The following is a 24,376-nucleotide window of genomic DNA, read 5'->3' as shown; positions in this document are numbered from 1 at the left end:
CTCATGAAGCGGACGATCGGCAGGCCAGAACCGATACCCACACAGGAAATCGTCGGGTCGTACCTGCCGATCCTGCGCGGCTATCTGGTGGCCGCCGCCGCCTATTACAGCCTCATCAGCCTGTCCCATCCCTTCTACGAGAAGGGTCTGGCCCTGATCGTGCTGGAGGGGCTGGCGGTGGTCGCCGCCGTGGCCGGGTTCTGGCTGTGGCGCCGGCTGAAGGTCCGCCCGCCGCAAATGCCGGCGCTGGAGATCGCCGCCGTGGCGATGAACACGCTTTTCATGGCCAATGTCGCGGCCTACCAGTCCATCCACTTCGAGCCGGCCAAGTTGGTCTATTTCGTGCTGATGGCCCTGGTGTTCGCCACCTCGGCCCCGACCCGGCGCGTGGCCTTCGTCAGTGTCGCCGCGGCGACCGTCGGCCTGGTGCTGATGGCCCGCAACGCGCCGGGCGACCTGGTCAGCCAGTACGGCTTCATCGGCGTGGCCGGGGCCTTCGCCGCCCTGGGCATGTCGACGCTGATGCGCGGCGCGGTGATGCGCGAACTGCGCGCGCGCCTGGCGTCCGACGCCCTGAACCGCAAGCTGGAGGCCGAGCTCGAGGAGAACCGCCGCCTGCGCACCGAGGCCCAGGCGCTGATGGTGGTCGCCCAGACCGCCAGCCGCGTGAAGACCGAGTTCCTCGAGACCATGAGCCACGAGATCCGCACGCCCCTGAACGGCGTGCTGGGCATGGCCCAGGCCATGGAGCGCGACGCCCTGTCGGCCAAGCAGCGCGCCCGCCTGGCCATGATCCACGACAGCGGCGCCACCCTGCTGGACGTGATCAACGCCGTGCTCGACATCTCGCGGATCGAAGCCGGCAAGATGGAGATCGTCCGGGCCCCGTTCGACCTGGACGCCCTGACCGATACCCTGCGCCAGCTCTATGGCGGCCTGGCCCACGACAAGGGCCTGGACTTCAGCCTCGAGGTCGCCCCCGGAGCCGGCGGCTGGCGCGACGGCGACGCCGCGCGGCTGCGCCAGGTGTTCAGCAACCTGATCTCCAACGCTATCAAGTTCACCGACGCGGGCCAGGTCGCCGTGCGCATCGGCGGCGACGCCCAGACCCTGACCTGCACCGTCACCGACACCGGCGTCGGCGTGCCCGAGACCCGTCGCGCCCAGATCTTCGAGAAGTTCGTCCAGGTCGACGGATCGAGCACGCGCCGCACGGGCGGCAGCGGGCTGGGCCTGGCCATCTGCCGCGAGCTGGTGACGCTGATGGGCGGCCAGATCGGCTTCGAAAGCCCGACGCAAGGCGGCGCCTGCTTCACCTTCGAGGCGCCTTGCGCGGCCCTGGGGGCCCCGGTCCGGCCGGCGCCCGTCGAGGCGGCCGACGACGAACCGGCGATGAACGGCGAGTTGAAGATGCTGGTCGTCGACGACAACGCCACCAACCGCACCGTCCTCCAGGCCATGCTCGGCCACATGGGCGTCGCCTGCGGCGTGGCGCGCGACGGCCACGAGGCGGTGGCGATGTGGGAATCCGGTCCCTGGGACGCCATCCTGATGGACATCCACATGCCGGGCATGGACGGGCTGGAGGCCGGCCGGGTCATCCGCACGCGCGAGGCGGCCGAGGGCCGGACCCGCACGCCGATCCTGGCGGTCACCGCCAGCGTCCTGACCCACGAGACCGACCGCTACCTGGCCGCCGGCATGGACGGCTTCGTGGCCAAGCCGATCGCCGCCCAGCGCCTGGTGGCGGCCCTGGACGCGGCCCTGAGCGGCCCGCCGGAGGGCGTCGCAACGGCCGTGGGCTGAGGCCAGGCCAAAAGGTCCAGATCACGGACAACGACGACAACCTTGCTTCGGCGTCTCGGTTAACCTTCCTTGTTGGGCTCAGCTTGACTACAAGGGCGCCCAGTACCGCAGGCGGGGGCGTTCGATGGTGGCTTCAACGGAAACAGGCCCGACCGAACCGGCCGCCTGGCGCCATGTCCTCCGCTCGGCCCGCGAGATCTTCCTCGTGTCGCCCCGCTGGGCCAACGGCCTGGCCGCGCGGCTGGTGTTCTCCGCGGTCGTCTTCCTGGCCACCATCCCCTATTCGGACTGGCCGATGCCCTGCGCCTGGATGGCGGTCATGGCGCTGCTCGCCGTCGCCGAAAGCCGGAGCACGTCGTGGACCGGTTCCGGCCAGGGCGACAACTGGTTCGCCTGGCTGCAAAGCGCCGGCTACGCCGCAGCCGGATTCTACCTGACCTTCGTCCAGTCCGGCGCGGCCCAGACCTTCGGCGTCACGCTGTACGGCATCGTGATGTTCGAGATTCTGGCGCGGGACTACGTCCAGCCCCGGCGCATGGTCACCAACCTGACGCCGATGCTGATCTCGATGATGGTGGTGCAGTCGGCCGCCTGCATCATGATGGTGTACCGGGGCGAGCCCTGGCGGATCCTGACCGTGCTGGCCACGACCTATCTGGTGTTCCGGGGCCTGCGCTCGGTGCAGGTCGACCTGACCCAGACCCGTCACGAGCTGGCGCAGGCGTCGGTCCTGGCCGAGGCCTCGGCCCGCAAGATCCGCGAGGCCCACCGCATCGCGCTGATGGCCGAGACCATGGCCGGCATCGGCCACTGGCGCGTGGACATCGCCAGCGGCGTCACGACCTGGTCGGAGGGGGTCTACCGGATCTACGGCCTGGACCCGACCACCGCGCCGCCGCCCCTGGAGACGCTGCTCCTGCACTACGATCCCGCCGAACGGGACGAACTGAGAGCCCGGCTGCAGGCCGCCGCGGCCCTGGGCGAGCCGTTCGAGCTCGAGCGCCGGCTTACCCGGCGCGACGGCGCGGTGCGCCACGTCGTCTGCCACGGCGCCGGCGAACTGGACGCCAACGGCCGCGTGGAGACCCTGTTCGGGGCGTTCATGGACGTGACCGAAGCGCGGGTCCGCGAGGAGGCCCTGCGCGACGCCAAGCTGCGCGCCGAGGCGGCCGCCGAGGCCAAGTCCGAGTTTCTGGCCAATATGAGCCACGAGATCCGCACGCCCCTGACCGCGATCAACGGGTTCTCCAGCCTGCTGAGCGAACTGGAAGACCTGCCGCCGACGGCGGGCGCCTACGTCCGGCGGGTCAACACCGCCGGCCAGACCCTGCTGGCGGTCGTCAATGACATCCTGGACTTCTCCAAGCTGGGGGCCGGCCACGTCGCGCTGGATCCCCAGCCCTTCGCCCTGAAGCCGTTCTTCGACGATTTGACGGCCATGTTCACCGCCCAGGCCAAGGGCCTGACCCTGCGGCTCGACATCGACCCCGCCGCGCCGCCGGCGCTGATCGCCGACGCCGGCCGGTTGCGTCAGGTCGTGGTCAATCTGGTCAGCAACGCCATCAAGTTCACCGACGAGGGCGAAATCCGGATCAGCGTGGCCTATCACGCAGGGTTCGACATGCTGAAGGTCGCGGTCTCGGACACCGGCTGCGGCGTGCCGCCCGACAAGCGCGAACTGCTGTTCCAGCGGTTCTCGCAGGTGGACGGCTCGCTGAGCCGCCGTCACGGCGGCACGGGCCTGGGGCTTTCGATCTGCAAGGGGCTGGTCGAGTTGATGGGCGGGACCATCGAGATGATCCCCTCGGCCAGCGGCGGCTCGATCTTCCGGTTCTATGTCGGCGCGACGATCGCGCCGCTGGATCCCGTGGCCGCGCCTCGCGGCCTGAAAAGCGCGGCGTCGCCGACCTCGGCGGCGCGGATCCTGGTCGTGGACGACCTGGACGCCAACCGCGAGCTGGTGCGCGCGATGCTGGAGGCGACCGGCCACCAGGTGTCGGAGGCCGACAGCGGTTCGGAGGCTCTGCGCCTGGCCGCCGACCGGCCGTTCGACCTGATCCTAATGGACCTGCAGATGCCGGGCATCGACGGCTTCGCCTCGGCGCGGGCGATCCGCCAGCAGGACGTCCACAATCGCGAGACGCCCATCATCGCGCTCAGCGCCGACGTGCTGCCCGAGCATATCCTGGCCAGCGCCGACGCCGGCATGAACGGGCATATCGGCAAGCCGATCTCGGCCGCCGAATTGCTGGACACCGTCGCGCGTTGGTCGGGGGTCCGCCTGGGCGGCGAGCCCTAGCGGCTCAGAAGCTCAGCGCGCCCAGGTCGACGATGATCTTGAAGGCCCAGATCGTGCAGGCGATGCAGACCACCAGCGTGATGATGTCGTCGATTTCGGTGCGCTGACGGGCGACCTTGGCGGGCTTGCCGCCCTTGCCCTTGGCCGAAGCCTCCGGCGCCGCCGGCTTCGCAACCTCTTTCGCCGCCGCCTTGGCCACGCTCGATCATCTCCGTCGGCGCGCCCCATGCGCGTCTGCCCGGCCATAGACACCGGCGGTGCTGAAGGTTGCGCTTCCAAAGGCGGTTTATTGTTCGTGAACGCTGTAACCTTGGCCCGTCCCGCCGCGAACTGATCCCCGACGATCACCTGATCGATAGGGATGCGCGACATGACACGGACGACGATGCGGAAGACGGCCTGGGCCAGCCTGGCGGCGGGGACCGCCCTGGCGGTCGCCGTGGGCGCCTGGTCGATGTCCGGCGCGGGCGGCACGCCGCGGCGCCCGGTGGTGCTGGAGCTGTTCCAGAGCCAGGGCTGCTCGTCCTGCCCGCCGGCCAACGCCAATCTCAACGCCATCGCCGACCGACCCGACGTCCTGGCCCTGAGCTTCGGGGTCACCTACTGGGACCAGCTGGGCTGGAAGGACACCTTCGCAAAGACGGCCTACACCGACCGCCAGAAGGCTTACGCGCGCGGCCTCGGCGCCCAGCTCGGCACGCCGCAGATGGTGGTCGAGGGCCGCGAGGACCTGATCGGCACGAACGCCCGTGAGTTGGAAGCGGTCCTGCGCCGCGCCCGCCCGGCCATGGACGCCACGGTCGCCCTGTCGCGCGGCCGGGTCGAGATCGGGGCGGGCCAGGCCCCGAAGGCCGGGGCCGACGTCTGGCTGGTGCGCTACGATCCGCGCGTCCAGCAGGTGGCCATCCAGCGCGGCGAGAACAACGGCAAGACCCTGCCCCACCGCGACGTGGTTCGCGAACTGACCAGGCTGGGCGGCTGGAACGGCGCGCCGGTGGGCTTCAGCACCCTGCCGCCCGCCGATCCGGCCTTGCGCACGGCGGTGCTGGTCCAGGCCACGAACGGCGGCCCGATCCTGGCGGCGGCGCGGCTCTAGGTCAGAGAGCTAGCCGCCGTACCGCTTCTTCACGTCGTCGGTCAGGACGTTGCAGAGCTTCATCTGATCGCGCAGGAACGCCTTGTCGACCTCGCCGGCCTTGTGGAACTGCGGGATCAGGGCGGAAGCGAAGTCGAAGCGCGCCTTGACCACCTCCTCGCGCTTGACCTGGCCCACCAGCTCCAGCGTGTCGAAGGCGTCCATCAGGGACGGCGTGTAGAGCAGCTTCGTCGGGATGAAGAGCGGCTTGTAGAGGATGCCGCCGCCGGGTGCGATGATCGTGCCGGCCTCAAGGTCGGGGTTCGACAGGAAGAACCGGGTCATGTCGCAGGCCGCCAGGGCGTCGCCCCAGCCCTTGGCCTTGTTGATGTCCAGCGAGGCGAAGATCGACGGCTCGGCGGCGTGGCTCGGCGCGGCCACGGCGAGGGCGGCGAAGGAAGCAACGGCGGCGATGATCTGGCGAATGCGCGTCATGCAGGCAGGCTACGCCGGTTAAGATTGAGCGCCTACTGTCTTGGCCTCCATCCTGGAGGCGCTAGACTGGGCCGGTCGGACTAGCAGGGCCCTTGCCGCAGAGGCGCGCCGCCGGACACGCCCGGAAAGTCCAGGGACGACCCGCCCATTGCGTTGCCGGGCGTTCGTTGGGTGCGATAGGCGCGGCACCGCTCCTGGCGCGCCGCCTCGGCGTCGTACCGCGACGGCGGCGGCTTGGCAGGCAGTCCGGCCATCTTCCTTTGCCAGCGCAGTTCGGCCTCGCGCCACTCTCCGTAGCAGCGGTCCTTCTCTTCGTCGGTCATGTGCTCGCTGGTGAGGCCCAGGCAGGCGCGCTTGTACCGTCCGCGGTGGAAGGGTCCGCCCTCCTTCAGCGCCCATTTCGCCTTGGCGTCGGCGGCCCGGGCGGGATCGGTCCAGGCGCCGCCGTCCACGGCCCAGGCCGGATCGATGGCCGGCGTCGCCGACGGCGTCTGGGCCGGAGCGGCCGCGACGTCCGGCGCCGGCGCCGCCTTCTCGATCGGCGAACTCCGCGCATCGCGGGCCGATCGCGCCGGCGAGCGCGGCGAAGTCCTCCGACGAACTTCGGGCCGCTCCAGCGAGATCACCAGCGAGGTGTCGTCCATGGTCGGCGGCCGCCGCTCGGACAGGATCAGGCTGGCCAGCAACAGGGCGTTGATCCCGACGCCGCCCAGCACGGAAATCCATAGGCGCCGCCGTCTCGCCGCCTCGCCGCGCCCCATCCGCCACCCCAGGTTTAAGCCCCAGGGTGATGATCGCCTTTAGCTCGCGTTCTTTTCGTGGCCTTGAAGTGTCCGAGCGGCGCCGTCTGCTGACTCCTACTGTCAGCAGCCTGACACCGACCTAGACGCGGCATTTGTTCGCACCTTGTTCTTGTGTTAATCGCGGGTCTGCGCCCTACATATAGCCGTCTCGCCGTGGCTCTCCCCACGGCCTCACGCGTTCCGGAAAACATGGCTGAACAACTGAACTTCATCCGCGTGCGCGGCGCGCGGGAGCATAATCTCAAGAACGTCAGCGTCGATATTCCGCGCGGCGAGCTCGTGGTGCTGACCGGCCTGTCGGGCTCGGGCAAGAGCTCCCTGGCGTTCGACACAATCTACGCCGAGGGCCAGCGCCGCTACGTGGAGAGCCTGTCGGCCTACGCCCGCCAGTTCCTGGAGCTGATGAGCAAGCCGGACGTGGACCTGATCGAAGGCCTGTCGCCGGCCATCTCGATCGAGCAGAAGACCACCTCGCGCAACCCGCGCTCGACGGTGGGCACGGTCACCGAGATCCACGACTACATGCGCCTGCTGTGGGCGCGCGTGGGCGTTCCCTATTCGCCCGCGACCGGCCTGCCGATCGAGAGCCAGACCATCAGCCAGATGGTCGACAAGATCACCGCCCTGCCGGAAGGCACGCGCCTCTACCTGCTGGCCCCGGTCGTCCGCGACCGCAAGGGCGAGTACCGCAAGGAGATCGCCGAGTGGCAGAAGGCCGGCTTCCAGCGGCTGAAGATCGACGGCGAGTTCTATCCGATCGAGGACGCTCCGGTCCTCGACAAGAAGTTCAAGCACGACATCGACGTGGTCGTGGACCGCATCGTCACCAAGCCGGGCATGGAGCAGCGCCTGGCCGACTCCATGGAACAGGCGCTCCGTCTCGCCGACGGCCTGGCCGTGGCCGAATGGGCCAATGTCGAAGAGGGCGAGAAGGAGCCGCGCCGGCTGCTGTTCTCCGAACGCTTCGCCTGCCCGGTCAGCGGCTTCACGATCGCCGAGATCGAGCCGCGGCTGTTCTCTTTCAACAATCCGGCGGGCGCCTGTCCGGCCTGTGACGGCCTGGGCGCCAAGCTGGCCTTCGACGCCGACCTGATCATCCCCGACAAGGACAAGAGCCTGCACAAGGGCGCGGTGTCGCCGTGGGCCAAGGGCCCTTCGCCGCTCTACACCCAGACCCTGCAGGCCCTGGCCCGCCACTACGGCTTCTCGATGGACGAGCCCTGGCACAAGCTGCCGGAAAGCGCCCGCCAGATCGTGCTGCAAGGCTCCAAGGGCGAGAAGATCAAGTTCGTCTACGACGACAACGCCCGCAAATACGAGGTCGCCAAGCCGTTCGAGGGCGTGCTGCCGAACCTGGAGCGCCGCTGGCGTGAGACCGACAGCTCGTGGGTCCGCGAGGAGCTGGGCCGCTACCAGTCCGACACGCCTTGCGAGGTCTGCCACGGCAAGCGCCTGAAGCCCGAAGCCCTGGCCGTGAAAATCCACGGCCTGGACATCGCCGCCGTCTCGAACCTGGCCATCCGCCCGGCCCGCGACTGGTTCACGGCGCTGGAAGGCCACCTCTCCGACAAGCAGATGGAGATCGCCCGGCGGATCCTGAAGGAGATCAACGACCGCCTGCGGTTCCTGGTCGACGTGGGCCTGGACTATCTGAACCTGTCGCGCGGCTCGGGCACCCTGTCGGGCGGCGAGAGCCAGCGCATCCGCCTGGCCAGCCAGATCGGCAGCGGCCTGACCGGCGTGCTCTACGTGCTGGACGAGCCGTCGATCGGCCTGCACCAGCGCGACAACACCCGGCTGCTGCAATCGCTGCAGGGCCTGCGTGACCTGGGCAACTCGGTGCTGGTCGTCGAGCACGACGAGGAGGCCATCCTCACCGCCGACTATGTGATCGACATGGGTCCGGCGGCGGGCGTGCACGGCGGCGAGATCGTCGCCGAGGGCAAGCCGGCCGACATCATGGCCAATCCCAACAGCATCACCGGCCAGTACCTGACCGGCGCCCGCGAGATCGAGGTGCCCGAACAGCGCCGCCCGATCAATAAGAAGAAGACGCTTCGCGTCATCGGCGCCACCGGCAACAACCTCAAGGGCGTGACCGGCGAGATCCCGGTCGGCACCTTCACCTGCATCACCGGCGTATCGGGCGGCGGCAAGTCGACCTTCACGATCGAGACCCTGTACAAGGCCGCCGCGCGCCGCCTGAACAACGCCAGCGACGCCCCGGCCTCGCACGAGCGGATCGAGGGGCTGGAGAACTTCGACAAGGTCATCGACATCGACCAGTCGCCGATCGGCCGCACCCCGCGCTCGAACCCGGCGACCTATACCGGCGCCTTCGGCCCCATCCGCGATTGGTTCGCCCAACTGCCGGAGAGCAAGGCGCGCGGCTATGGCCCCGGCCGCTTCAGCTTCAACGTCAAGGGCGGCCGCTGCGAGGCCTGCCAGGGCGACGGCCTGATCAAGATCGAGATGCACTTCCTGCCCGACGTCTACGTCACCTGCGACGTCTGCAAGGGCCAGCGCTACAACCGCGAAACCCTGGACATCCTGTTCAAGGGCAAGACCATCGCCGAGGTCCTCGACATGACGGTCGAGGAGTCCGCCGACTTCTTCAAGGCCGTGCCGCCGATCCGCGACAAGATGGAGACGCTTAAGCGGGTGGGCTTGAGCTACATCAAGGTCGGCCAGTCGGCCACCACCCTGTCGGGCGGCGAGGCCCAGCGCGTGAAGCTGTCCAAGGAGCTCTCCAAGCGGGCCACCGGCCGCACGCTCTATATCCTCGACGAGCCGACCACCGGCCTGCACTTCGAGGACACCAAGAAGCTGCTGGAGGTGCTGCACGAGCTGGTCGACCAGGGCAACACAGTGGTCGTCATCGAGCATAACCTCGACGTCGTGAAGACCGCCGACTGGCTGCTGGACTTCGGTCCGGAAGGCGGCGACGGCGGCGGCGAAATCGTCGCCGTGGGCTCGCCCCAGGACGTGGCCAAGGTCGAGGCCAGCTGGACCGGGCGCTATCTGAAGGACGTCCTGGCCCGCCACGAGGAGCGGCGGCTGGAACGGGTCGCGGCGCTGAAGGCGGCCAAGCGGGCCTAGTCGAACACGGCGGCCTGATCGACGATCGGGTCGCCGGCCAGGCGACGCCAGGCGTAGCCGAGCGGCGCGACCTGCACCGCGAAGGCCACGACGTGGATCATCGCGCTGAACGCCATCAGCAGCAGGCTCCGTGGACCAAGGGCGGCGTTCATCGCTTCGGCGACCGACGGATATCGCGTCGCGGCGCGTGGCGCGTTCACGGCGAGCGCATCGGACAACAGGTCTCGGCCGTAGCTGGCGATCTCCTCGATCAAGCCGGCCAGGATCAGCGTCGTGACCAGGATCGCCGCCAATCGCAGATGGCGTCCGCGCGTCAGGTCCGCGGACTTGGCCAGGCGCACCCGGCCATCGGCGACGGTCAGGGGCGCCGCCAGGGCCAGCCGCGCGCCGAACAGCACCAGCACGACGGCCGCCAACCGCCCCAACGCGCCCATGCGCGAGACAATCGGCTCCGGATTGATGGAATACATCATCAACGCCGACATCATCATCGCCGAACCGATCAGCGTCGCCAGCGTGAACGGGATCGTCAGGGCCAGCAGGCGAAGCTCGTCACCGCCGAACCGGGGCCAGGCCCGCCGCTGATCCTCGGGCCGCATTTCAGCGCGCAGCACGGCCGCCAGGGCTACGACCACCGCGATCTGGCCCACGACCAGGCCGCTGGCGGAAAGCTTCAAGGCGATCGCCCCGAACCCCGCTTCCGGATCGGAGCTTTGCACGGCCCAGATCCGCGCGGCGGCGGACGCCACGCCGCTGATCAGGAACACAAACGCCCAAGACAGCGCCGCCGCCGGTCGATGCGCGACCAGCCGGAAGCCGGACAATACACCGTCGCGCCAAGACAGGGTCTGGGATGTCATCGCAGGCCCCTAATCGAACACGGCGGCCTGGTCGGACGCGCGGTCCTCGGCCAACGCCCTGGCGATGACCGTCGCCGGCGCGGCCTGCAGAACCACGCCGAGGCCGAAGATCAAGCCCTGCAGGAGCAACTGGCCCAGCTGCAAGGGATGGAAGGCCGACTTCAGCACGGCGGTCGTGGCGCCGTAGGCGCTCCATCGCATGGCGGGAAGCTGCTTCACCATGTCGTTCACGGCGATGTTGCCGCCGACGCCGATCAAGAGCGCGACCGCCGTCGCCAGGCAGAAGAGGGCGAAAATCTTCCAGCGCCTCTTGCGTGTAAGCCGCCACGCGGCGCGCAGTCGCATTTCCCCGGCCCGCACGGTCATGACGCCCGCCGGCCACAGTCGGCCGGCCAAGCCGAACATCAGGATCACGCCGACCGAACCCGCCGACAACATGATCGCGTCCTGGGTCGTCCCCTCGCTGATGCCCGCCGCCACGCTGATCGTCATGCCGATCGCCATGGTCAGCAGCACGACGAGCAGGCCGGGAACCAGCAGCAGGCTCAGGATGAACAGGCGGGCTTCGTCGCCGCCCAACCGAAGTCCGGAGCCCCGGGCGTCCGGCTTGGCGTCAAGCCGGGCGACCGCCGCTCCGATGATCGCGATCGTCGCGCCGACCACGGCAAGCAGCAGGATGACCGTGGACGCCATGCCGGCGAAGTTTGATGACTGGCGGGAGAGATGGACGTTCATGATCGTCATGATCCGTCCGCCGAAGCTGATCAGCGCTCCGACCAGGGCCAGGCCCAGCGTCGCCGCCGGGCGGCGACGCAGCAGGTCGAAGCCCGCGAACGCCGCTCGCGCGAAACCGAAATCCCCCAACAGGAACGCTCCTAGCCGAAGGTGTCGGAGACGTCGCGGCCCTTCAGCTGGGCGTAGATGGTCGGGGCCGGGGCGAAGACGATCAGCAGGACCAGGATCGACACCACGCCCGAGAACAACGTCCGCACGATGCCGGCCGGGGTGAAGAACGAGGCCAGCGAACTCATGTCGGGATTGAAGGCGTCGGCCATGGCCGCGAGCCCGCCGCCCAGGCTGGCGCCGATCACCGCGATGATCACCAGCAGCAGCGCATAGACGACAACCGCCAGGACCAGGGCGACGAAGTAGGCGCCGAACAGCGGCCAGAACTGGCCCTTGGTCAGGTCCCAGGAGTCCCGGATGCTGACCTTGCGCGTATCGAACGTCAGGACGCCGGCGAACGACAGCCTCACCGCCAGGAAGACCATCGCCGCCAGCACGCCGAGGAACAGCAGCACGCCCAGGATCACGCCGATCGCGGCGCCGCCGACGGCGATGCCGATGCCGATGACGACGCCCGCCACGATCACCAGGCCGAAATAGGCGGCCAGCAGGATCAGGTTGACCAGGAGCAGAACGGCGGCCTGCCGCAGCTCGTCGGCGCCGATGCGCAGGTGGGCGCCGGCGCTGTCCTGGGGCCGCAGCACCAGGCGATTAACGCCGGCCAGCAGGATCGAATAGACTACCAGGCTGTAGAGGGCGGAGAACAGGAACAGCGGCCCCATGCCCTCCATGGCCTTGAGGGTGGCCTGGGGATCGGTGCTCTGCTCGGCGCTGAGCTCCAGCATCGCCGCCATCTGCGGACCGGCCAGCTTGATGGTGGCGATGCTGACGATCACCGAGGCGACCGTCATCAGCACCACCCATACGCCCACCGTCTTCAGGTGCTCGCGCACCAGACGAAAGCCCGACAGCGCCGCGTCGGTGGCCGAGAATTGTTGTTGCATGGTCTGTTTCGCCCCTCAAAGCCCATCACGCCTAACAAGGTTCGCGGCCGCGCGACAGTCCCGCTTGGATGTTTGCCCGCCAGGATGTTTGCACTGTGCAAACGCGCCGGCCAATTCTAACGTTCGTTTGAAGTGGCCGAAACAGGCCGCGCGAAGGTCGCTCGAGGAGGATGTCATGAAGCTCTATGGCGAGGCCAATCCGGCCCCCAATCCGCGCCGGGTGCGCATCTTCGCGGCGGAGAAGGGGCTGGACCTGCCGGAGATCCGGATCGGCATGCGCCAGGGGGGCCACAAGTCGCCCGAGCACAAGGCCCGCAACAGCTTGGGCCAGGTGCCGGTGCTGGAGCTGGACGACGGCGAGATGATCAGCGAGAGCGTCGCCATCTGCCGCTATCTGGAAGCCCTGCATCCGGCCCCGCCGATGTTCGGGACCTGCGCCCTGACCCAGGCCCGGACCGACATGTGGGTGCGCCGGCTGGAGTTCCAGGTGATGATCCCGGTCGGCATGTACTGGCGCCATGCCCATCCGCTGACCGCGTCGCTGTTGGTCCAGAACCGCGAGTTCGGCGAGTCCAACAAGCCGATCGCGGCCAAGTCCATGAACTGGCTCGACCGCGAACTGGCCGACGGCCGCGAATGGATCGCCGGCGACGCCTACGGGATCGCCGACATCGTGGCCCTGACCACGATCGACTTCGCCGGCTTCATCGGTCTGGACGTCCCGGAAGAGGCCGAGCGGCTGAAGGCCTGGCGTGAACGGGCCTCGGCCCGGCCCAGCGCGGCGGCCTAGGCGGCGGCGGGCGCCAGCTCGCTTTCGTGCAGGTCGTAATAGGCCCTGGCCGGGGCGGCGGTCAGGATCACCATCTGCACGGTGAAGAAGAACGGCGCCAGCAGCAGGGTGGCCAGGCCGGACAAGGCCAGCATGATCGGGTTGGTGATGCCGCCGGAAAAGGTGAGGATCAGCCCCGAAACCACGGTCTGCGCCACGCCGACCAGGATCGTCAGCACCACCGCCAGGGCATACATGCCCAGCAGGTGCCAGAAGTGATGATCGGTCAGGGTCCAGGTCCGGCGCAGGTCCAGCTTGCCCTCGGCGAAGGTGGTGATCGACAGCAGCGACAGGCGGATGCCGGCCCATATCGACAGGCCGGCCACCGCGATGGCCCCCAGCACCTCGACCCAGCGGTTGGTCTCGACCGCGCCCAGGCTGATCAGGCCGGCGCCGATCAGCACCAGCACGGCGCTGGGCAGGGCGGTGACGACCAGGGCCACGATCCAACCAACCAGGGCGACGACGAACTGTCGCCCTTCCTCGGGACCGACCCGCAGATAGGCCAGGCGCCGTTCCTGCGGTCGCACCACCGCCCGCATGATCGCCACGCTGATCACCGACTGCAGGGCCACGGCGAAGGCGATCAGCGGCAGCAGCGTGCCCTTGCGGCGGGCGACGATGTCGAACAGCTCGCGCAGGTCGTTTGTCCGCGACAGCAGCGCCAGGTCGGCCCGCACGGTGCCGCCGAACGCGAAGGCGACCACCAGTCCCAACACGACCAGCATCGCGAAGTAGCAGGCGGCCCAGGCCAGCACGACCAGCGGCTTGCGACGCGTCATGCGGACGCCTTCGAGGGCGGCTTGGACGGGCGAGAAGGTGGTCATGTCCGGAGGGTTCCAGGGGTCGGGGCGGGCTGCAGTCGGTAGACGTCGATCAGGGCCGCGGTCCAGACCGGGATGAGGTAGAAGAACACCGGGGCGACACTGACCAGTTCGGGGACCAGCGCGCCCTCCGAAAAGCCGGCGATGGCTCGCAGATAGCCGATGGCGACCACCAGGATGACGGCCGGCGCGGCCAGGACCGCCCCCGTCGCCGCCAGGACCAGCACCACGCCGCGCGTGCGACCGAAGGCGCTGAGCACCTGGATCCTGTCCAGGTCGACGGTGGCGGCCGGGGCCAGGGACAGGCGCAGGAACAGCCAGATCATGATCGCCGCCGACAGCAGCGGCGGCAAGCCGGCGGCCAAGGCGCCGGGCCCGTCCAGCGCGCCGCGCCAGGCGTCCAGCGAGGTGATGTCCAAACCGGGCGCGTTGCTCTTGGCCACGCCCACGACCACCGCCCCGACCAGCACCGCCAGCACGGCCATCACGACAGTCAGGATGACGGTGACCAGGGCCTGGACCGCCGCCAGCCGCCACTCCTGGGCGCCCCAGCGCAAGCCCTTCCAGCCGGCGGGACCGCCGAACGCGGCGCGGTACAGGGCGCCGTAGGCCAGAGTCGTGGCGGCCAGTTCCAGCGGCAGGCCGAGGAAGGCCAGGCCCGGCGGCAGGGCGCGGGGCAGCAGGCCGAGCGCGGCGCCCACGACGAGCGCGCCCCAGCAGTCCCGTACGCCCGGCGCCCATCCCGCCATCCCGGCGCGAACGGTCCGCCCGATCGCCGCCGATCCCTCGCCCATGCAGCCCTCACTCGTCCGCTGTCCGCGCGAACCCCTGAACCCCAGGAGTCATAAGCGGTTCGCCCCCGGCTTGGCGACGAGTCGCGACGGGTGTCACGCTGAATTTCACCGGACGTGGCCCTGGCGCCGCGCCCGTACGCTCCGATAGCGGACAACACGCGGGTTCCGCCGCGCGACCGCCGGGGGTATGAGGGCGCCCATGAGCACTTCCCCCCATTCCACCTCCCCCGTTCACGTCATCGGGGGCGGCCTGGCCGGGTCCGAGGCCGCCTGGCAGATCGCCCAGGCCGGCGTCCCGGTCATCCTGCACGAGATGCGTCGCGACGTGCCCTCAAGCAGCGAAGCGATAGGGCCGACAAAAGTGCGGACCGATGCGCACCAGACCGACGGCCTGGCCGAGATGGTGTGCTCCAATTCCTTCCGCTCCGACGACTGGCAGTTCAACGCCGTCGGCCTGCTGCACGCCGAGATGCGCAAGCTGGACTCGCTGATCATGTCGGCCGCTGACCAGCATCAGGTGCCCGCCGGCGGCGCCCTGGCCGTGGACCGCGACGGCTTCTCGGCCGAGGTCACCCGCCGCATCGAGGCCCACCCGCTGATCACCATCGCCCGCGAGGAAGTCGCCGGCCTGCCGCCGGAAGACTGGGACAGCGTGGTCGTGGCCACCGGCCCCCTCACCTCGCCCGCCCTGGCCGACGCGATCCTGGAGCTCTCCGGCGAAGGCCAGCTCAGCTTCTTCGACGCCATCGCCCCGATCCTCCACGTCGAGTCGATCGACATGGACATCGCCTGGCGCCAGTCGCGCTACGACAAGGAAGGCCCCGGCGGCGATGCGGCGGCCTACATCAACTGCCCGATGAACAAGGCCGAATACGAGGCCTTCATCGACGCCCTGCTCGAGGGTCCCAAGGCCGAGTTCAAGGACTGGGAGCACGTGCCCTATTTCGACGGCTGCCTGCCGATCGAGGTGATGGCCGAGCGCGGCCGCGAGACCCTGCGCCACGGTCCGATGAAGCCGGTCGGCCTGACCAATCCGCGCGACCCGACCGTGAAGTCCTACGCCATCGTCCAGCTGCGCCAGGACAACGCCCTGGGCACGCTGTGGAACATGGTGGGCTTCCAGACCAAGCTGAAGCACGGCGCCCAGGCCGACGTCTTCCGGATGATCCCGGGCTTGCAGAACGCCCAGTTCGCCCGGCTGGGCGGCCTGCACCGCAACACCTTCATCAACAGCCCGCGCCTGCTGGACCGGTCGCTGCGGATGAAGGTCGCGCCGCGCCTGCGCTTCGCCGGCCAGATGACCGGCGTCGAGGGCTATGTCGAAAGCGCCGCCACGGGCCTGTTGGCCGGACGCTTCGCCGCCGCCGAACGCCTGGGCAAGACGCTCGAAGCGCCGCCTCCGACCACCGCCCTGGGGGCCTTGGTCGACCATGTCACCGGCGGCCACATCGAGGGCGAGGAGGTCGGCAAGACCTCGTTCCAGCCGATGAACATCAACTACGGCCTGCTGCCGCCGATGGAGACCCCCAAGGTCGGCGACGACGGGGTGAAGATTCCGCTGAAGGAACGCGGCCGGGCCAAGAAGCGGCTGATGAGCATACGGGCGCTGGCGGACCTGGACGGCTGGATGAGCGGGGCCGGCTGAGCCGTTGTCGACAGGTCTGGGCGGGCCTACGACTCGGCCCGGACGCCCGCCGCCGCGCGAACATGGTCGATGAAGGCCCGCAGCGCCGGCGCCATCTGGCGTTGGCGCGGATAGGCCAGGAACAGACCCGGGAACGGCGCCGACCACGCCTCAAGCAGAGGGACCAGACGCCCCTCGGCGATGTGCCGCTCGACCCTTTGGTCGACGACGAAGGCGATGCCGATCCCGTCCAGGGCCGCGGCCAGGGCCATGGCCTTGTCGCTGACGATCAAAGGTCCGTCGACGGCGACCTCGAACCAGTCGCCGTCCTGCCAGAACTCCCAATGGTAGGGCGTGGTCGTGCCCGGCCAGCGCCAGCGAATGCAGCGATGGTCGACCAGGTCGCGCGGCGTGGCCGGCGTCCCGTGCCGGGCCAGATAGTCCGGCGAGGCGACGGCGATCTGGCGCAGGTCGGGCCCCAGCCGCACGGCGATCATGTCCTTCTCGATCACCTCGCCCAGCCGCAGGGCCACATCGAAACCGCCGCCGACGAAGTCGCTGACCGCGTCGTCCAGGCTGATGTCGAGCACCACGTCGGGATAGGCGGCGTGGAAGCCGGCCAGCATGGGCCGCAGGTAAAGTTCGGCGGCCGAATGGAACGACACCACCCTCACGACGCCGGACGGCTGCTCGCCCTGGTGGCGGACCTGGCCCACCGCCGCGCCCAGCTCGGCCATCGCCGGCCGCACCCGCTGGAACAGGCGCTCGCCCGCGTCGGTCAGCGAGACGCTGCGGGTCGTGCGATTGAACAGCCGAACCCCGACCCGCGCCTCGAAGCCACGCACCATCTGGCTCAGCGCCGAGGGCGACACCCCCAGCGTCTCGGCCGCCCGACTGAAGCTGAGCGTTTCGCCGACGGCGACAAAGGCGCGCAACTGGCCGAAGCCGCTGCTGTTGATCACGGCGTCCATGGCGCTACTCATTAGGTCAGATTAAAAGTCTTGTGACGAATGCATCCATTATAAAGGCGCGTCACCGGTTCGATATAGGGCGCTCCACAAGGAGACCCTCCATGAAAACCTGGTTCATCACGGGCGTGTCACGCGGCCTCGGCCTGGCCCTCGCCCAAGCCGCCCTGGCGCGCGGCGACACCGTCGTCGGCACGGTCCGCGCCGGAACGCCCGACATGGTCGCCGGCCCCGGCAAGTTGCATCTACTGAGCTTGGACATGACCGAGGTCGACGCCGTGTCCAGTACGGTCGACCAGGCCTTCGCCCTGGCCGGAACGATCGACGTGATCGTCAACAACGCCGGCTATGGCCTGCTGGGCGCGATCGAGACGGCGACCGACGACGAAGTCGCCCGCCTGTTCGAGGTCGACTTCTTCGCGCCGTTCCGCCTGATCCGCGCGGCCCTGCCCTACCTGCGGGCGCAGGGGCGCGGTCACATCCTCAATGTCACCTCGATCGCCGGCCGGGCGCCGGGCGCCGGGTCGGGCCTCTACGCGGCGGCCAAGTTCGCCCTGGAGGGGCTGTCGGCGAGCCTCGCCCAGGAGGTCGCGCCGATCGGCGTCCACGTCACGGCCGTCGCGCCGGGCGCCTTCCGCACCGACTTCCTGTCCAGCCATTCGATCCGCAAGAGCGACGTCACGACCGGCGACTACGACGCCACGGTCGGCAAGGCGGCCCAGGCCTTCGACGGCATGGCCGGCCGGCAACTGGGCGATCCGGCCCGGGCGGCAGAGGCGATCCTGGCCGTCGTCGACGCCGAGGCGCCGCCGCGCCAGTTGTTGCTGGGCTCTGACGCCCTGCGTCGGGCGCGCGAAAGGTTGGACGTCCAGATCGCGGAAATGGACGCCTGGGAAGCGACGACCCTGGCCACCGATCACGCCTAGACGGGAGCCGCCGCGCGGCCCGCGCGTTGGGGAGGCATGTCCGCCTCCCCTCCCTGGCTCACGGACCTGGCGCTGCGCCTGGCCTGGGCCCCGCCGTGGGCCGTCAGCCTGGGCCTGATCGTGGTCGCCGTGCTGGTGGCGCTGGCCGTGCATTTCGTGCTGGTCCGGATCGTCCGCCGCTCGCTGGCCAGGGACGCCTTCTGGTCGGCCCTGGCGGTGCGCACCCGGCGGCCGACCCGCATGGCGTTCATCGTCGCCGCGCTCAGCCTGGCCGCCTCGATCGCGCCCCTCACCACCGCCCAGGCGGCCAACGCCAAACACGTGCTGCTGATCCTGTTCATCGTGCTGGTCGGCTGGATCGTGCTGACCGCCTTGGACATCGGCGCGGCCCTCTATCTTCGCCAGTTCAAGATCGACGTCGAAGACAACCTGCTGGCCCGCAAGCACCTGACCCAGGTGAAGATCCTGCGCCGGGCGTGCGCCGTCGTGGTCGGGCTGGTGACGGTGGGCCTGGCCCTGATGACCATCCCCGGCGTGCGCCAGTGGGGCGTCAGCCTGCTGGCGGCGGGCGGGGCGGCCTCGCTGATCGTCGGCCTGGCCCTGCAGCCGCTGCTGACCAACCTGATCGCCGGCATCCAGATCGCCATCACCCAGCCGATCCGCATCGACGACGCGGTGATCGTCGAGAAGGAGTGGGGTAATATCGAGGAGATCAACGCCACCTATGTGGTGGTGCGGCTGTGGGACTGGCGGCGGATGGTGCTGCCGCTCAGCTACTTCATCCAGACGCCGTTCCAGAACTGGACCCGCGAGAGCGCCGCCCTGATCGGCACGGCCATGCTCTATGTCGACCACGCCGCCCCGATCGACCGCCTGCGCGCCAAGCTGGACGAGATCGCCAAGGCCTCGCCCCTGTGGGACGGCAAGGTGGTCAATCTGCAGGTCACCGACGTCACCGCCCAGGTGCTGGAGGTCCGCTGCCTGGTCAGCGCCCGCAGCGCGCCCAAGACCTTCGACCTGCGCTGCGAGGTCCGCGAGAAGATGATGGCCTTCCTGCGCGACGAGATTCCCGAAGCCCTGCCGAGGCAGCGGTTGGGTCTGTCGGAGACCGCGCCGGCTACGGCGTGATTTCCGGCGGCGGACGAATGCGCCGGTAGCGCGCCTCGATCAGGCCGAACAGCCCGAAGGCGACAAGACCGGCGGCGACCAGGCACAGGGCCGAGCTTCCGAACGGCCGCCCCTCGATCGCCTGCAGCGCCCCGCCCCAGCTGCGCGCCTCGCCGGCCCGAGCCTCCAGACCGGCCAGCACCAGGAACACGCCCAACGGCAGGCTGGCCAAGCCACGCGCACCGTAGCCGATCTTGGCCAGGGGCACGACCCGGCGACAGGTCTTGTCGTCGCAATCCAGGCGCTTGCTGAAGTCCTGCATCACGCCCTGGATGACGTTGCCCACCCCGAACGCCACGACCACCAGGCCGGCGGCGATCAACAGGGTGTCGCCATAGGGCAGGTCCAGCACGGCGCCGGCGGTGTGATGGGCGGTCTGCTCCTCGTCGGCCTCTCCGACATCCTCCAGTTCGTCGAGCACTTCGAAAGCCGAGAACGCCAGGCCGCCGTAGACCAGTCCGCTGACCGCCTGGCCGATCCGCACCGCCCAGGCCTTGGGCGAACGGCCGTGCCGGTCGGCGTCGAACACCGCCTGCAGGATCCGCCAGGCCGCGAAGCCCGCCAGACCGAACCCGATCCCGCCGATCAGCACCCAACCCAGCGGCCATTCCGCCCAGGCGCGCAACAGGCCCTTGGCGCCCTTGGCCCGCGGCGTCAGGTCCAGCGCGGCCAGCAGGACGATGGACCCGAGACCGAGATAGACCAGGCCGCGCGCCGCGTAGCCCAGCCGCGACGCCAGCTCGATCGCCTTGGAGACGTTCGCCCGCCGGACGCGCTGCACGAGCCTGCGGGGCAAGGCGATCGGCGATGTCGACATGGTTCGTGCCCGGAACAGCCCAACTTGGATGAACCAACGGCGGCTCGGCTCAGGCGTTCCGCTTGCCCCCATCGAGGGCGGCGCTGTCTTTCACTAAGTAAGTGATTTATGACTTAGCTGCAGGCGCCGCTGGTTCGGTCTGGCGCTTGTCGAGGCAGACGCGCGGGGAAGCCGTTCCGCGCCGCCGAACATCGAGGGCTTTGCCGCTCGCCGATGTTAGGCAAGCATGTCACGGATGGCGTGTACGGCAAAGGGGAGCCCGGCAGGGTGGCGGAGGCCTTCGAGATCGGCGACTTCAAACCCGGAGTTCGGGCCAAGGCGCGCTGCGACCTGATGGGCGTGGAGCCCTTCAGCGAAGTCGACGGCATGCTGGTGCGCCGCTTCCTGACCCCCGCCCACGACGAAGCGCTGAAGACCCTGGCCTTCTGGATGGAGGAGGCGGGCATGACCGCCCGTCGCGATCACGCCGGCAACCTGATCGGCCGCTACGAGGGCGAGACGCCGGACGCCCCGGCCCTGCTGATCGGTTCGCACATCGACAGCGTCCGCAACGGCGGTCGCTATGACGGCGCGCTGGGCGTGATGCTGGGCGTCGATGTGGTCGAGGCCCTGAACGCCGCCGGCCGCCGCCTGCCCTTCGCCGTCGAGGTGATTGCGTTCGGCGACGAGGAGGGCTCGCGTTTCCCCGCCTCCATGACCTGCAGCCGCGCCGTGGCAGGAACCGTCAAGCCCAGCGTCATGGAGATGACTGACGGCGACGGCGTCAGCCTGGCCGAGGCTTTCGCGGCGTTCGCCCTGGACCCCACCCGCCTGGAGGAAGCCGCCCGCAAGCCCGGCGAGGTGTTCGCCTTCCTGGAGGCCCACATCGAGCAGGGCCCGGTGCTGGAGGCCGAGGGCCTGGCCCTGGGCGTGGTCACCGCCATCGCCGCCCAGAAGCGGCTGATGGTGCGGTTCACCGGCATGGCCGGTCATGCGGGCACCACGCCGATGAACCTGCGCAAGGATCCCGGTCCCGCCGCCGCCGAGGCGATCCTGGCGCTGGAGCGGATCTGCGCCCCTCAAGGTGATTTTGGCGGCAAGGACGGCCTGGTCGGCACCGTGGGCCGGATCACCGCCCTGCCCGGCGCCTTCAACGTCATCCCCGGCGCGGTCGAATATTCGATGGACGTCCGGGCCGAGGTCGCCGCCACCCGCGACGCGGCCGTCGAGGCCGTGACCGCTGAGATCCGGGCCATCGCCGCGCGGCGCGGCCTGGAGGTCAGCGTCACCCTGATGCAGGACCTGGCCGCCAGCCCTTGCGATCCCGGCCTGACCGCCCTGCTCGAAGACGCCGTCGCCGCCACCGGCCAGGCCGCGCGCCGCCTGCCCAGCGGGGCCGGCCACGACGCCATGGTCATCGCCGACCTCTGCCCCACCGCCATGCTGTTCATCCGCTGCGAAGGCGGGATCAGCCACAATCCGCGCGAGGCCGTCACCGAGGCCGACTGCGCCCTGGCGGCGACCGCCATGCTCCATTTCATCGACCAGCTAGAACGACGCGAACGCGCATGACCCAGACCTTCGGCGAACTCGACCACCCTGCCCGCCTGCTGATGGGCCCCGGCCCGATCAACGTGCATCCGCGCGTGCTGCGGGCCATGTCCGTACAGTTGCTGGGCCAGTTCGACCCCGAGTTCACCGGCTACATGAACGAGACCATGGCGCTGTACCGCCAGGTCTTCCAGACCCAGAACCGCTGGACCTTCCTGATCGACGGCACCTCGCGCGCCGCCATCGAGGCGGCCCTGGTCTCGGTGCTGGCGCCCGGCGACGACGTGGTGGTGGTCAACGCCGGGCGGTTCGGCCTGCTGCTGTCCGAGATCGCCGAGCGCTGCGACGCCAAGGTGACCCTGGTCGAGGGCGAGTGGGGCAAGGTCGTCGATCCCCAGGCCGTGGAGGACGCGGTCAAGCGCGTGCGCCCGCGCCTGGTGGCCTGCGTGCACGGCGACACCTCCACCACCATGGCCCAGCCCATCGAGACGATCGGCGAGATCTGCCGCCGTCACGACGCCCTGCTCTATGTCGACGCCACCGCCACCATCGGCGGCATGAGCGTGCCGGTCGACGCCTGGCAGGCCGACATCGTCACCGGCGGTTTGCAGAAGTGCCTGGGCGGCCCCTCGGGCTCGGGTCCCATCACGATCAGCGACCGCGCGGCCGAGCACATCAATGGCCGCAAGCACGTCGAGGCCGGCATCGCCTCGGCCGGCGTCGTCAGCGGCAACGGCCGCCGCATCGCCTCCAACTATTTCGACCTGGCGATGATCATGGACTACTGGTCCGACAAGCGGCTGAACCACCACACCGAAGCCGCCTCGATGCTGTACGCGGCCCGCGAATGCGCCCGGGTGGTGCTGGAGGAAGGCCTTGAAGCGAGGTTCGCCCGCCACGCCCAGGCCGGGGCGGCCGTGGTCGCCGGGGTCGAGGCGATGGGCCTCCAGGTCTACGGCGACAAGGCCCACAAGATGACCAATGTCACCGCCGTGCTCGCGCCCGCCGGCGTCGACTACGACCGGGTGAAGGCCCGCATGCGCACCGAGTTCGAGATCGAGATCGGCGCCGCTTTCGGCCCGCTGGCCGGCAAGGTCTGGAGGATCGGGGCCATGGGCGTGAACGCCCGCAAGCACGCCGTGCTGCAGACCCTGGCCGCGCTGGAGGCCGTGCTGCGCTGGGAGGGCTTCGGCGCTCCGGCCGGCGCGGGCGTGGATGCGGCGGCGAAGGTGTTCGCATGACCTATCCCCGTGATCTGATCGGCCATGGCGAACATCCGCCCCACGCGCAGTGGCCGAACGGCGCCCGCGTGGCCGTGCAGTTCGTGCTGAACTACGAGGAGGGAGCCGAGCGCAGCGTGCTGCACGGCGACCCGCAGGCCGAGCACTTCCTGTCGGAGATGGTCGGCGCCCAGCCGATCCCCGACATGCGGCACATGTCGATGGAGAGCCTCTACGAATACGGCTCGCGCGCCGGCTTCTGGCGCATCCGGCGATTGTTCGAGGAATTCGGCCTGCCGCTGACCGTCTACGGCGTGGCCCAGGCCATGGCGCGCAATCCCGACGCCGTCGAGGCCATGCTGAAGTCCGGCTGGGAGATCGCCAGCCACGGCTATCGCTGGATCGACTACCAGCACTTCCCCGAAGCGCTGGAGCGCGAGCACATCGCCCAGGCCATCGAGATCCACGAGGCCCTGACCGGCGAGCGGCCGCTGGGCTGGTACCAGGGCCGCACCAGCCCCAACACCGCCCGGCTGATCGCCCAAGAAGGCGGCTTCGTCTACGACGCCGACAGCTATGCCGACGACCTGCCGTACTGGGACGACCAGCACGGCAAGGCCCAGCTGATCGTGCCCTATACCCTGGACGCCAACGACATGCGCTTCGCCGCGCCCCAGGGCTTCAACAGCGGCGACCAGTTCTTCGCCTATCTGCGCGACAGCTTCGACGCCCTCTACCTGGAAGGCGAGACCGCGCCGAAGATGATGAGCGTCGGCCTGCACTGCCGGATCGTCGGCAAGCCCGGCCGGATCATGGCCCTGCGCCGCTTCCTCGAACACATCACCCGCCACGACAAGGTCTGGGTGGCCAAGCGCATCGACATCGCGCGCCACTGGATCGCCACTCATCCCTATAAGGAGAGCGCCCAATGAGCGCCCCGCCCCTGACCCTGGCCGATCTGAACCGGATGAACCGCACCGGCTTCGCCACCACCCTGGGCTTCGCCTTCGAGCTGTCGCCGTGGGTGGTGCAACGCGCCTATGACGCCGCGCCGTTCGACAGCGTCGAGGCCTTGCACGCCGCGACCATGGCCGTTCTGGAGGCCGCCTCGGAAGACCAACGCCTGGCCCTGATCCGCGCCCACCCGGAGCTGGCCAGCAAGGCCGCGATCGACAAGACCCTGACCGCCGAGAGCAACGCCGAGCAGGCCAGCGCCAGCCTCGACAAGCTGACGCCGGAGGAGTTCGAGCGCTTCCACGCCCTGAACGCCGCCTATCGCGAGCGCTTCGGCTTCCCGTTCATCATCGCCGTGCGGCTGAACGACAAGACCTCGATCCTGGCCGACATGCAGGCGCGCCTTGCCAACGAACAGGCCGGCGAGATCGCCGAGGCGATCCACCAGATCGGCCTGATCTCGAAACTTCGACTGCAAGACGCGGTGACCGGCTGA

22 protein-coding genes are annotated in these 24,376 nt (G+C 69.4%); 12 read left to right on the top strand and 10 right to left on the bottom strand.

Features of this window, described 5'->3' with window-relative positions:
- Positions 1 to 3 precede the first annotated feature (3 nt).
- Positions 4 to 1,806, top strand: a complete 1,803-nt coding sequence (locus AC1DMQ_RS21985) for an ATP-binding protein (protein ID WP_477035668.1) — start codon at positions 4 to 6, stop codon at positions 1,804 to 1,806.
- A gap of 124 nt (positions 1,807 to 1,930) precedes the next feature.
- Entirely contained in the window at positions 1,931 to 4,105 is a 2,175-nt protein-coding gene (locus AC1DMQ_RS21980) for an ATP-binding protein (protein WP_477035667.1), read from the top strand.
- A 4-nt stretch (positions 4,106 to 4,109) separates the two neighbouring features.
- On the opposite strand, the gene AC1DMQ_RS21975 is transcribed toward AC1DMQ_RS21980, so the two are convergent.
- Positions 4,110 to 4,304: a hypothetical protein gene (locus tag AC1DMQ_RS21975; RefSeq protein WP_477035666.1), complete on the bottom strand. Its 195-nt coding sequence runs from the start codon at positions 4,302 to 4,304 to the stop codon at positions 4,110 to 4,112.
- A gap of 171 nt (positions 4,305 to 4,475) precedes the next feature.
- Here AC1DMQ_RS21975 and AC1DMQ_RS21970 point away from each other — a divergent pair, with 171 nt between their 5' ends.
- Positions 4,476 to 5,201 (top strand): DUF1223 domain-containing protein, encoded by a 726-nt coding sequence (locus tag AC1DMQ_RS21970; protein ID WP_477035665.1) that lies wholly within the window; start codon positions 4,476 to 4,478, stop codon positions 5,199 to 5,201.
- Between the two features lie 9 nt (positions 5,202 to 5,210).
- On the opposite strand, the gene AC1DMQ_RS21965 is transcribed toward AC1DMQ_RS21970, so the two are convergent.
- Together AC1DMQ_RS21965 and AC1DMQ_RS21960 are read right to left on the bottom strand one after the other, a co-directional pair.
- Positions 5,211 to 5,675 carry a hypothetical protein gene (locus AC1DMQ_RS21965; RefSeq protein WP_477035664.1) on the bottom strand — a complete coding sequence of 155 codons (465 nt, stop codon included), beginning with the start codon at positions 5,673 to 5,675 and terminating at the stop codon, positions 5,211 to 5,213.
- Between the two features lie 80 nt (positions 5,676 to 5,755).
- Positions 5,756 to 6,391, bottom strand: a complete 636-nt coding sequence (locus AC1DMQ_RS21960; protein WP_477035663.1) for a hypothetical protein — start codon at positions 6,389 to 6,391, stop codon at positions 5,756 to 5,758.
- A gap of 276 nt (positions 6,392 to 6,667) precedes the next feature.
- On the opposite strand from AC1DMQ_RS21960, the gene uvrA reads away from it, so the two are divergent.
- Positions 6,668 to 9,577 (top strand): excinuclease ABC subunit UvrA, encoded by a 2,910-nt coding sequence (gene uvrA, locus AC1DMQ_RS21955; RefSeq protein ID WP_477035662.1) that lies wholly within the window; start codon positions 6,668 to 6,670, stop codon positions 9,575 to 9,577.
- Here uvrA and AC1DMQ_RS21950 read toward each other — a convergent pair.
- Genes AC1DMQ_RS21950 through AC1DMQ_RS21940 form a run of 3 tightly spaced genes read right to left on the bottom strand, consistent with a single transcriptional unit; the run spans position 9,574 to position 12,227 of the window.
- Positions 9,574 to 10,437, bottom strand: coding sequence for a hypothetical protein (locus AC1DMQ_RS21950; protein ID WP_477035661.1), 864 nt, complete (start codon positions 10,435 to 10,437; stop codon positions 9,574 to 9,576). The genes uvrA and AC1DMQ_RS21950 overlap by 4 nt on opposite strands.
- A gap of 9 nt (positions 10,438 to 10,446) precedes the next feature.
- Positions 10,447 to 11,301, bottom strand: coding sequence for a hypothetical protein (locus AC1DMQ_RS21945; RefSeq protein WP_477035660.1), 855 nt, complete (start codon positions 11,299 to 11,301; stop codon positions 10,447 to 10,449).
- Between the two features lie 11 nt (positions 11,302 to 11,312).
- Positions 11,313 to 12,227 (bottom strand): hypothetical protein, encoded by a 915-nt coding sequence (locus tag AC1DMQ_RS21940; protein ID WP_477035659.1) that lies wholly within the window; start codon positions 12,225 to 12,227, stop codon positions 11,313 to 11,315.
- A 175-nt stretch (positions 12,228 to 12,402) separates the two neighbouring features.
- On the opposite strand from AC1DMQ_RS21940, the gene AC1DMQ_RS21935 reads away from it, so the two are divergent.
- Entirely contained in the window at positions 12,403 to 13,017 is a 615-nt protein-coding gene (locus AC1DMQ_RS21935; protein ID WP_477035658.1) for a glutathione S-transferase family protein, read from the top strand.
- Here the strand turns inward: AC1DMQ_RS21935 and AC1DMQ_RS21930 are convergent.
- Together AC1DMQ_RS21930 and AC1DMQ_RS21925 are read right to left on the bottom strand one after the other, a co-directional pair.
- A complete protein-coding gene (locus tag AC1DMQ_RS21930; RefSeq protein WP_477035657.1) occupies positions 13,014 to 13,883 on the bottom strand; it encodes a hypothetical protein in 870 nt (289 codons plus the stop codon). The two genes, AC1DMQ_RS21935 and AC1DMQ_RS21930, sit on opposite strands and share 4 nt — an antisense overlap.
- Complete coding sequence (locus AC1DMQ_RS21925) at positions 13,880 to 14,674, bottom strand: hypothetical protein (protein WP_477035656.1); 795 nt, start codon at positions 14,672 to 14,674, stop codon at positions 13,880 to 13,882. Before AC1DMQ_RS21925 ends, AC1DMQ_RS21930 begins: the two co-directional genes overlap by 4 nt.
- A gap of 199 nt (positions 14,675 to 14,873) precedes the next feature.
- On the opposite strand from AC1DMQ_RS21925, the gene trmFO reads away from it, so the two are divergent.
- On the top strand, positions 14,874 to 16,319 hold the full coding sequence (gene trmFO, locus AC1DMQ_RS21920) for a methylenetetrahydrofolate--tRNA-(uracil(54)-C(5))-methyltransferase (FADH(2)-oxidizing) TrmFO (RefSeq protein WP_477035655.1): 1,446 nt from the start codon (positions 14,874 to 14,876) through the stop codon (positions 16,317 to 16,319).
- Positions 16,320 to 16,345: 26 nt separating this feature from the next.
- Here the strand turns inward: trmFO and AC1DMQ_RS21915 are convergent, their stop codons facing one another.
- Positions 16,346 to 17,269 (bottom strand): LysR family transcriptional regulator, encoded by a 924-nt coding sequence (locus tag AC1DMQ_RS21915; protein ID WP_477035654.1) that lies wholly within the window; start codon positions 17,267 to 17,269, stop codon positions 16,346 to 16,348.
- A 101-nt stretch (positions 17,270 to 17,370) separates the two neighbouring features.
- Between AC1DMQ_RS21915 and AC1DMQ_RS21910 the strand changes: the two genes are divergently transcribed.
- A complete protein-coding gene (locus AC1DMQ_RS21910) occupies positions 17,371 to 18,192 on the top strand; it encodes an oxidoreductase (protein WP_477035653.1) in 822 nt (273 codons plus the stop codon).
- 36 nt (positions 18,193 to 18,228) lie between these two features.
- Positions 18,229 to 19,320, top strand: coding sequence for a mechanosensitive ion channel family protein (locus AC1DMQ_RS21905; protein WP_477035652.1), 1,092 nt, complete (start codon positions 18,229 to 18,231; stop codon positions 19,318 to 19,320).
- Here AC1DMQ_RS21905 and AC1DMQ_RS21900 read toward each other — a convergent pair.
- Positions 19,310 to 20,176 carry a DUF1206 domain-containing protein gene (locus tag AC1DMQ_RS21900; RefSeq protein WP_477035651.1) on the bottom strand — a complete coding sequence of 289 codons (867 nt, stop codon included), beginning with the start codon at positions 20,174 to 20,176 and terminating at the stop codon, positions 19,310 to 19,312. The genes AC1DMQ_RS21905 and AC1DMQ_RS21900 overlap by 11 nt on opposite strands.
- Before the next feature lie 267 nt (positions 20,177 to 20,443).
- On the opposite strand from AC1DMQ_RS21900, the gene AC1DMQ_RS21895 reads away from it, so the two are divergent.
- Genes AC1DMQ_RS21895 through uraD form a run of 4 tightly spaced genes read left to right on the top strand, consistent with a single transcriptional unit; the run spans position 20,444 to position 24,376 of the window.
- On the top strand, positions 20,444 to 21,727 hold the full coding sequence (locus AC1DMQ_RS21895) for an allantoate amidohydrolase (protein WP_477035650.1): 1,284 nt from the start codon (positions 20,444 to 20,446) through the stop codon (positions 21,725 to 21,727).
- Complete coding sequence (locus AC1DMQ_RS21890) at positions 21,724 to 22,947, top strand: pyridoxal-phosphate-dependent aminotransferase family protein (protein ID WP_477035649.1); 1,224 nt, start codon at positions 21,724 to 21,726, stop codon at positions 22,945 to 22,947. Before AC1DMQ_RS21895 ends, AC1DMQ_RS21890 begins: the two co-directional genes overlap by 4 nt.
- Positions 22,944 to 23,858 carry an allantoinase PuuE gene (puuE, locus tag AC1DMQ_RS21885; RefSeq protein WP_477035648.1) on the top strand — a complete coding sequence of 305 codons (915 nt, stop codon included), beginning with the start codon at positions 22,944 to 22,946 and terminating at the stop codon, positions 23,856 to 23,858. The genes AC1DMQ_RS21890 and puuE overlap by 4 nt, the downstream gene beginning before the upstream one ends.
- Positions 23,855 to 24,376, top strand: coding sequence for a 2-oxo-4-hydroxy-4-carboxy-5-ureidoimidazoline decarboxylase (uraD, locus tag AC1DMQ_RS21880; protein WP_477035647.1), 522 nt, complete (start codon positions 23,855 to 23,857; stop codon positions 24,374 to 24,376). Before puuE ends, uraD begins: the two co-directional genes overlap by 4 nt.

The organism is Caulobacter sp. 05L422 (assembly GCF_056397765.1).
This window is presented reverse-complemented; position numbering and strand designations above follow the sequence as displayed.

Excerpts from the sequence above, each read along its gene's own strand:
- AC1DMQ_RS21985 (WP_477035668.1), top strand. The coding sequence starts at position 4 with ATGAAGCGGACGATCGGCAGGCCAGAACCGATACCCACACAGGAAATC.
- AC1DMQ_RS21980 (WP_477035667.1), top strand. The coding sequence starts at position 1,931 with ATGGTGGCTTCAACGGAAACAGGCCCGACCGAACCGGCCGCCTGGCGC.
- AC1DMQ_RS21970 (WP_477035665.1), top strand. The coding sequence starts at position 4,476 with ATGACACGGACGACGATGCGGAAGACGGCCTGGGCCAGCCTGGCGGCG.
- AC1DMQ_RS21965 (WP_477035664.1), bottom strand. The coding sequence starts at position 5,675 with ATGACGCGCATTCGCCAGATCATCGCCGCCGTTGCTTCCTTCGCCGCC.
- uvrA (WP_477035662.1), top strand. The coding sequence starts at position 6,668 with ATGGCTGAACAACTGAACTTCATCCGCGTGCGCGGCGCGCGGGAGCAT.
- AC1DMQ_RS21950 (WP_477035661.1), bottom strand. The coding sequence starts at position 10,437 with ATGACATCCCAGACCCTGTCTTGGCGCGACGGTGTATTGTCCGGCTTC.
- AC1DMQ_RS21940 (WP_477035659.1), bottom strand. The coding sequence starts at position 12,227 with ATGCAACAACAATTCTCGGCCACCGACGCGGCGCTGTCGGGCTTTCGT.
- AC1DMQ_RS21935 (WP_477035658.1), top strand. The coding sequence starts at position 12,403 with ATGAAGCTCTATGGCGAGGCCAATCCGGCCCCCAATCCGCGCCGGGTG.
- AC1DMQ_RS21930 (WP_477035657.1), bottom strand. The coding sequence starts at position 13,883 with ATGACCACCTTCTCGCCCGTCCAAGCCGCCCTCGAAGGCGTCCGCATG.
- AC1DMQ_RS21925 (WP_477035656.1), bottom strand. The coding sequence starts at position 14,674 with ATGGGCGAGGGATCGGCGGCGATCGGGCGGACCGTTCGCGCCGGGATG.
- trmFO (WP_477035655.1), top strand. The coding sequence starts at position 14,874 with ATGAGCACTTCCCCCCATTCCACCTCCCCCGTTCACGTCATCGGGGGC.
- AC1DMQ_RS21915 (WP_477035654.1), bottom strand. The coding sequence starts at position 17,269 with ATGGACGCCGTGATCAACAGCAGCGGCTTCGGCCAGTTGCGCGCCTTT.
- AC1DMQ_RS21910 (WP_477035653.1), top strand. The coding sequence starts at position 17,371 with ATGAAAACCTGGTTCATCACGGGCGTGTCACGCGGCCTCGGCCTGGCC.
- AC1DMQ_RS21905 (WP_477035652.1), top strand. The coding sequence starts at position 18,229 with ATGTCCGCCTCCCCTCCCTGGCTCACGGACCTGGCGCTGCGCCTGGCC.
- AC1DMQ_RS21900 (WP_477035651.1), bottom strand. The coding sequence starts at position 20,176 with ATGTCGACATCGCCGATCGCCTTGCCCCGCAGGCTCGTGCAGCGCGTC.
- AC1DMQ_RS21890 (WP_477035649.1), top strand. The coding sequence starts at position 21,724 with ATGACCCAGACCTTCGGCGAACTCGACCACCCTGCCCGCCTGCTGATG.
- puuE (WP_477035648.1), top strand. The coding sequence starts at position 22,944 with ATGACCTATCCCCGTGATCTGATCGGCCATGGCGAACATCCGCCCCAC.
- uraD (WP_477035647.1), top strand. The coding sequence starts at position 23,855 with ATGAGCGCCCCGCCCCTGACCCTGGCCGATCTGAACCGGATGAACCGC.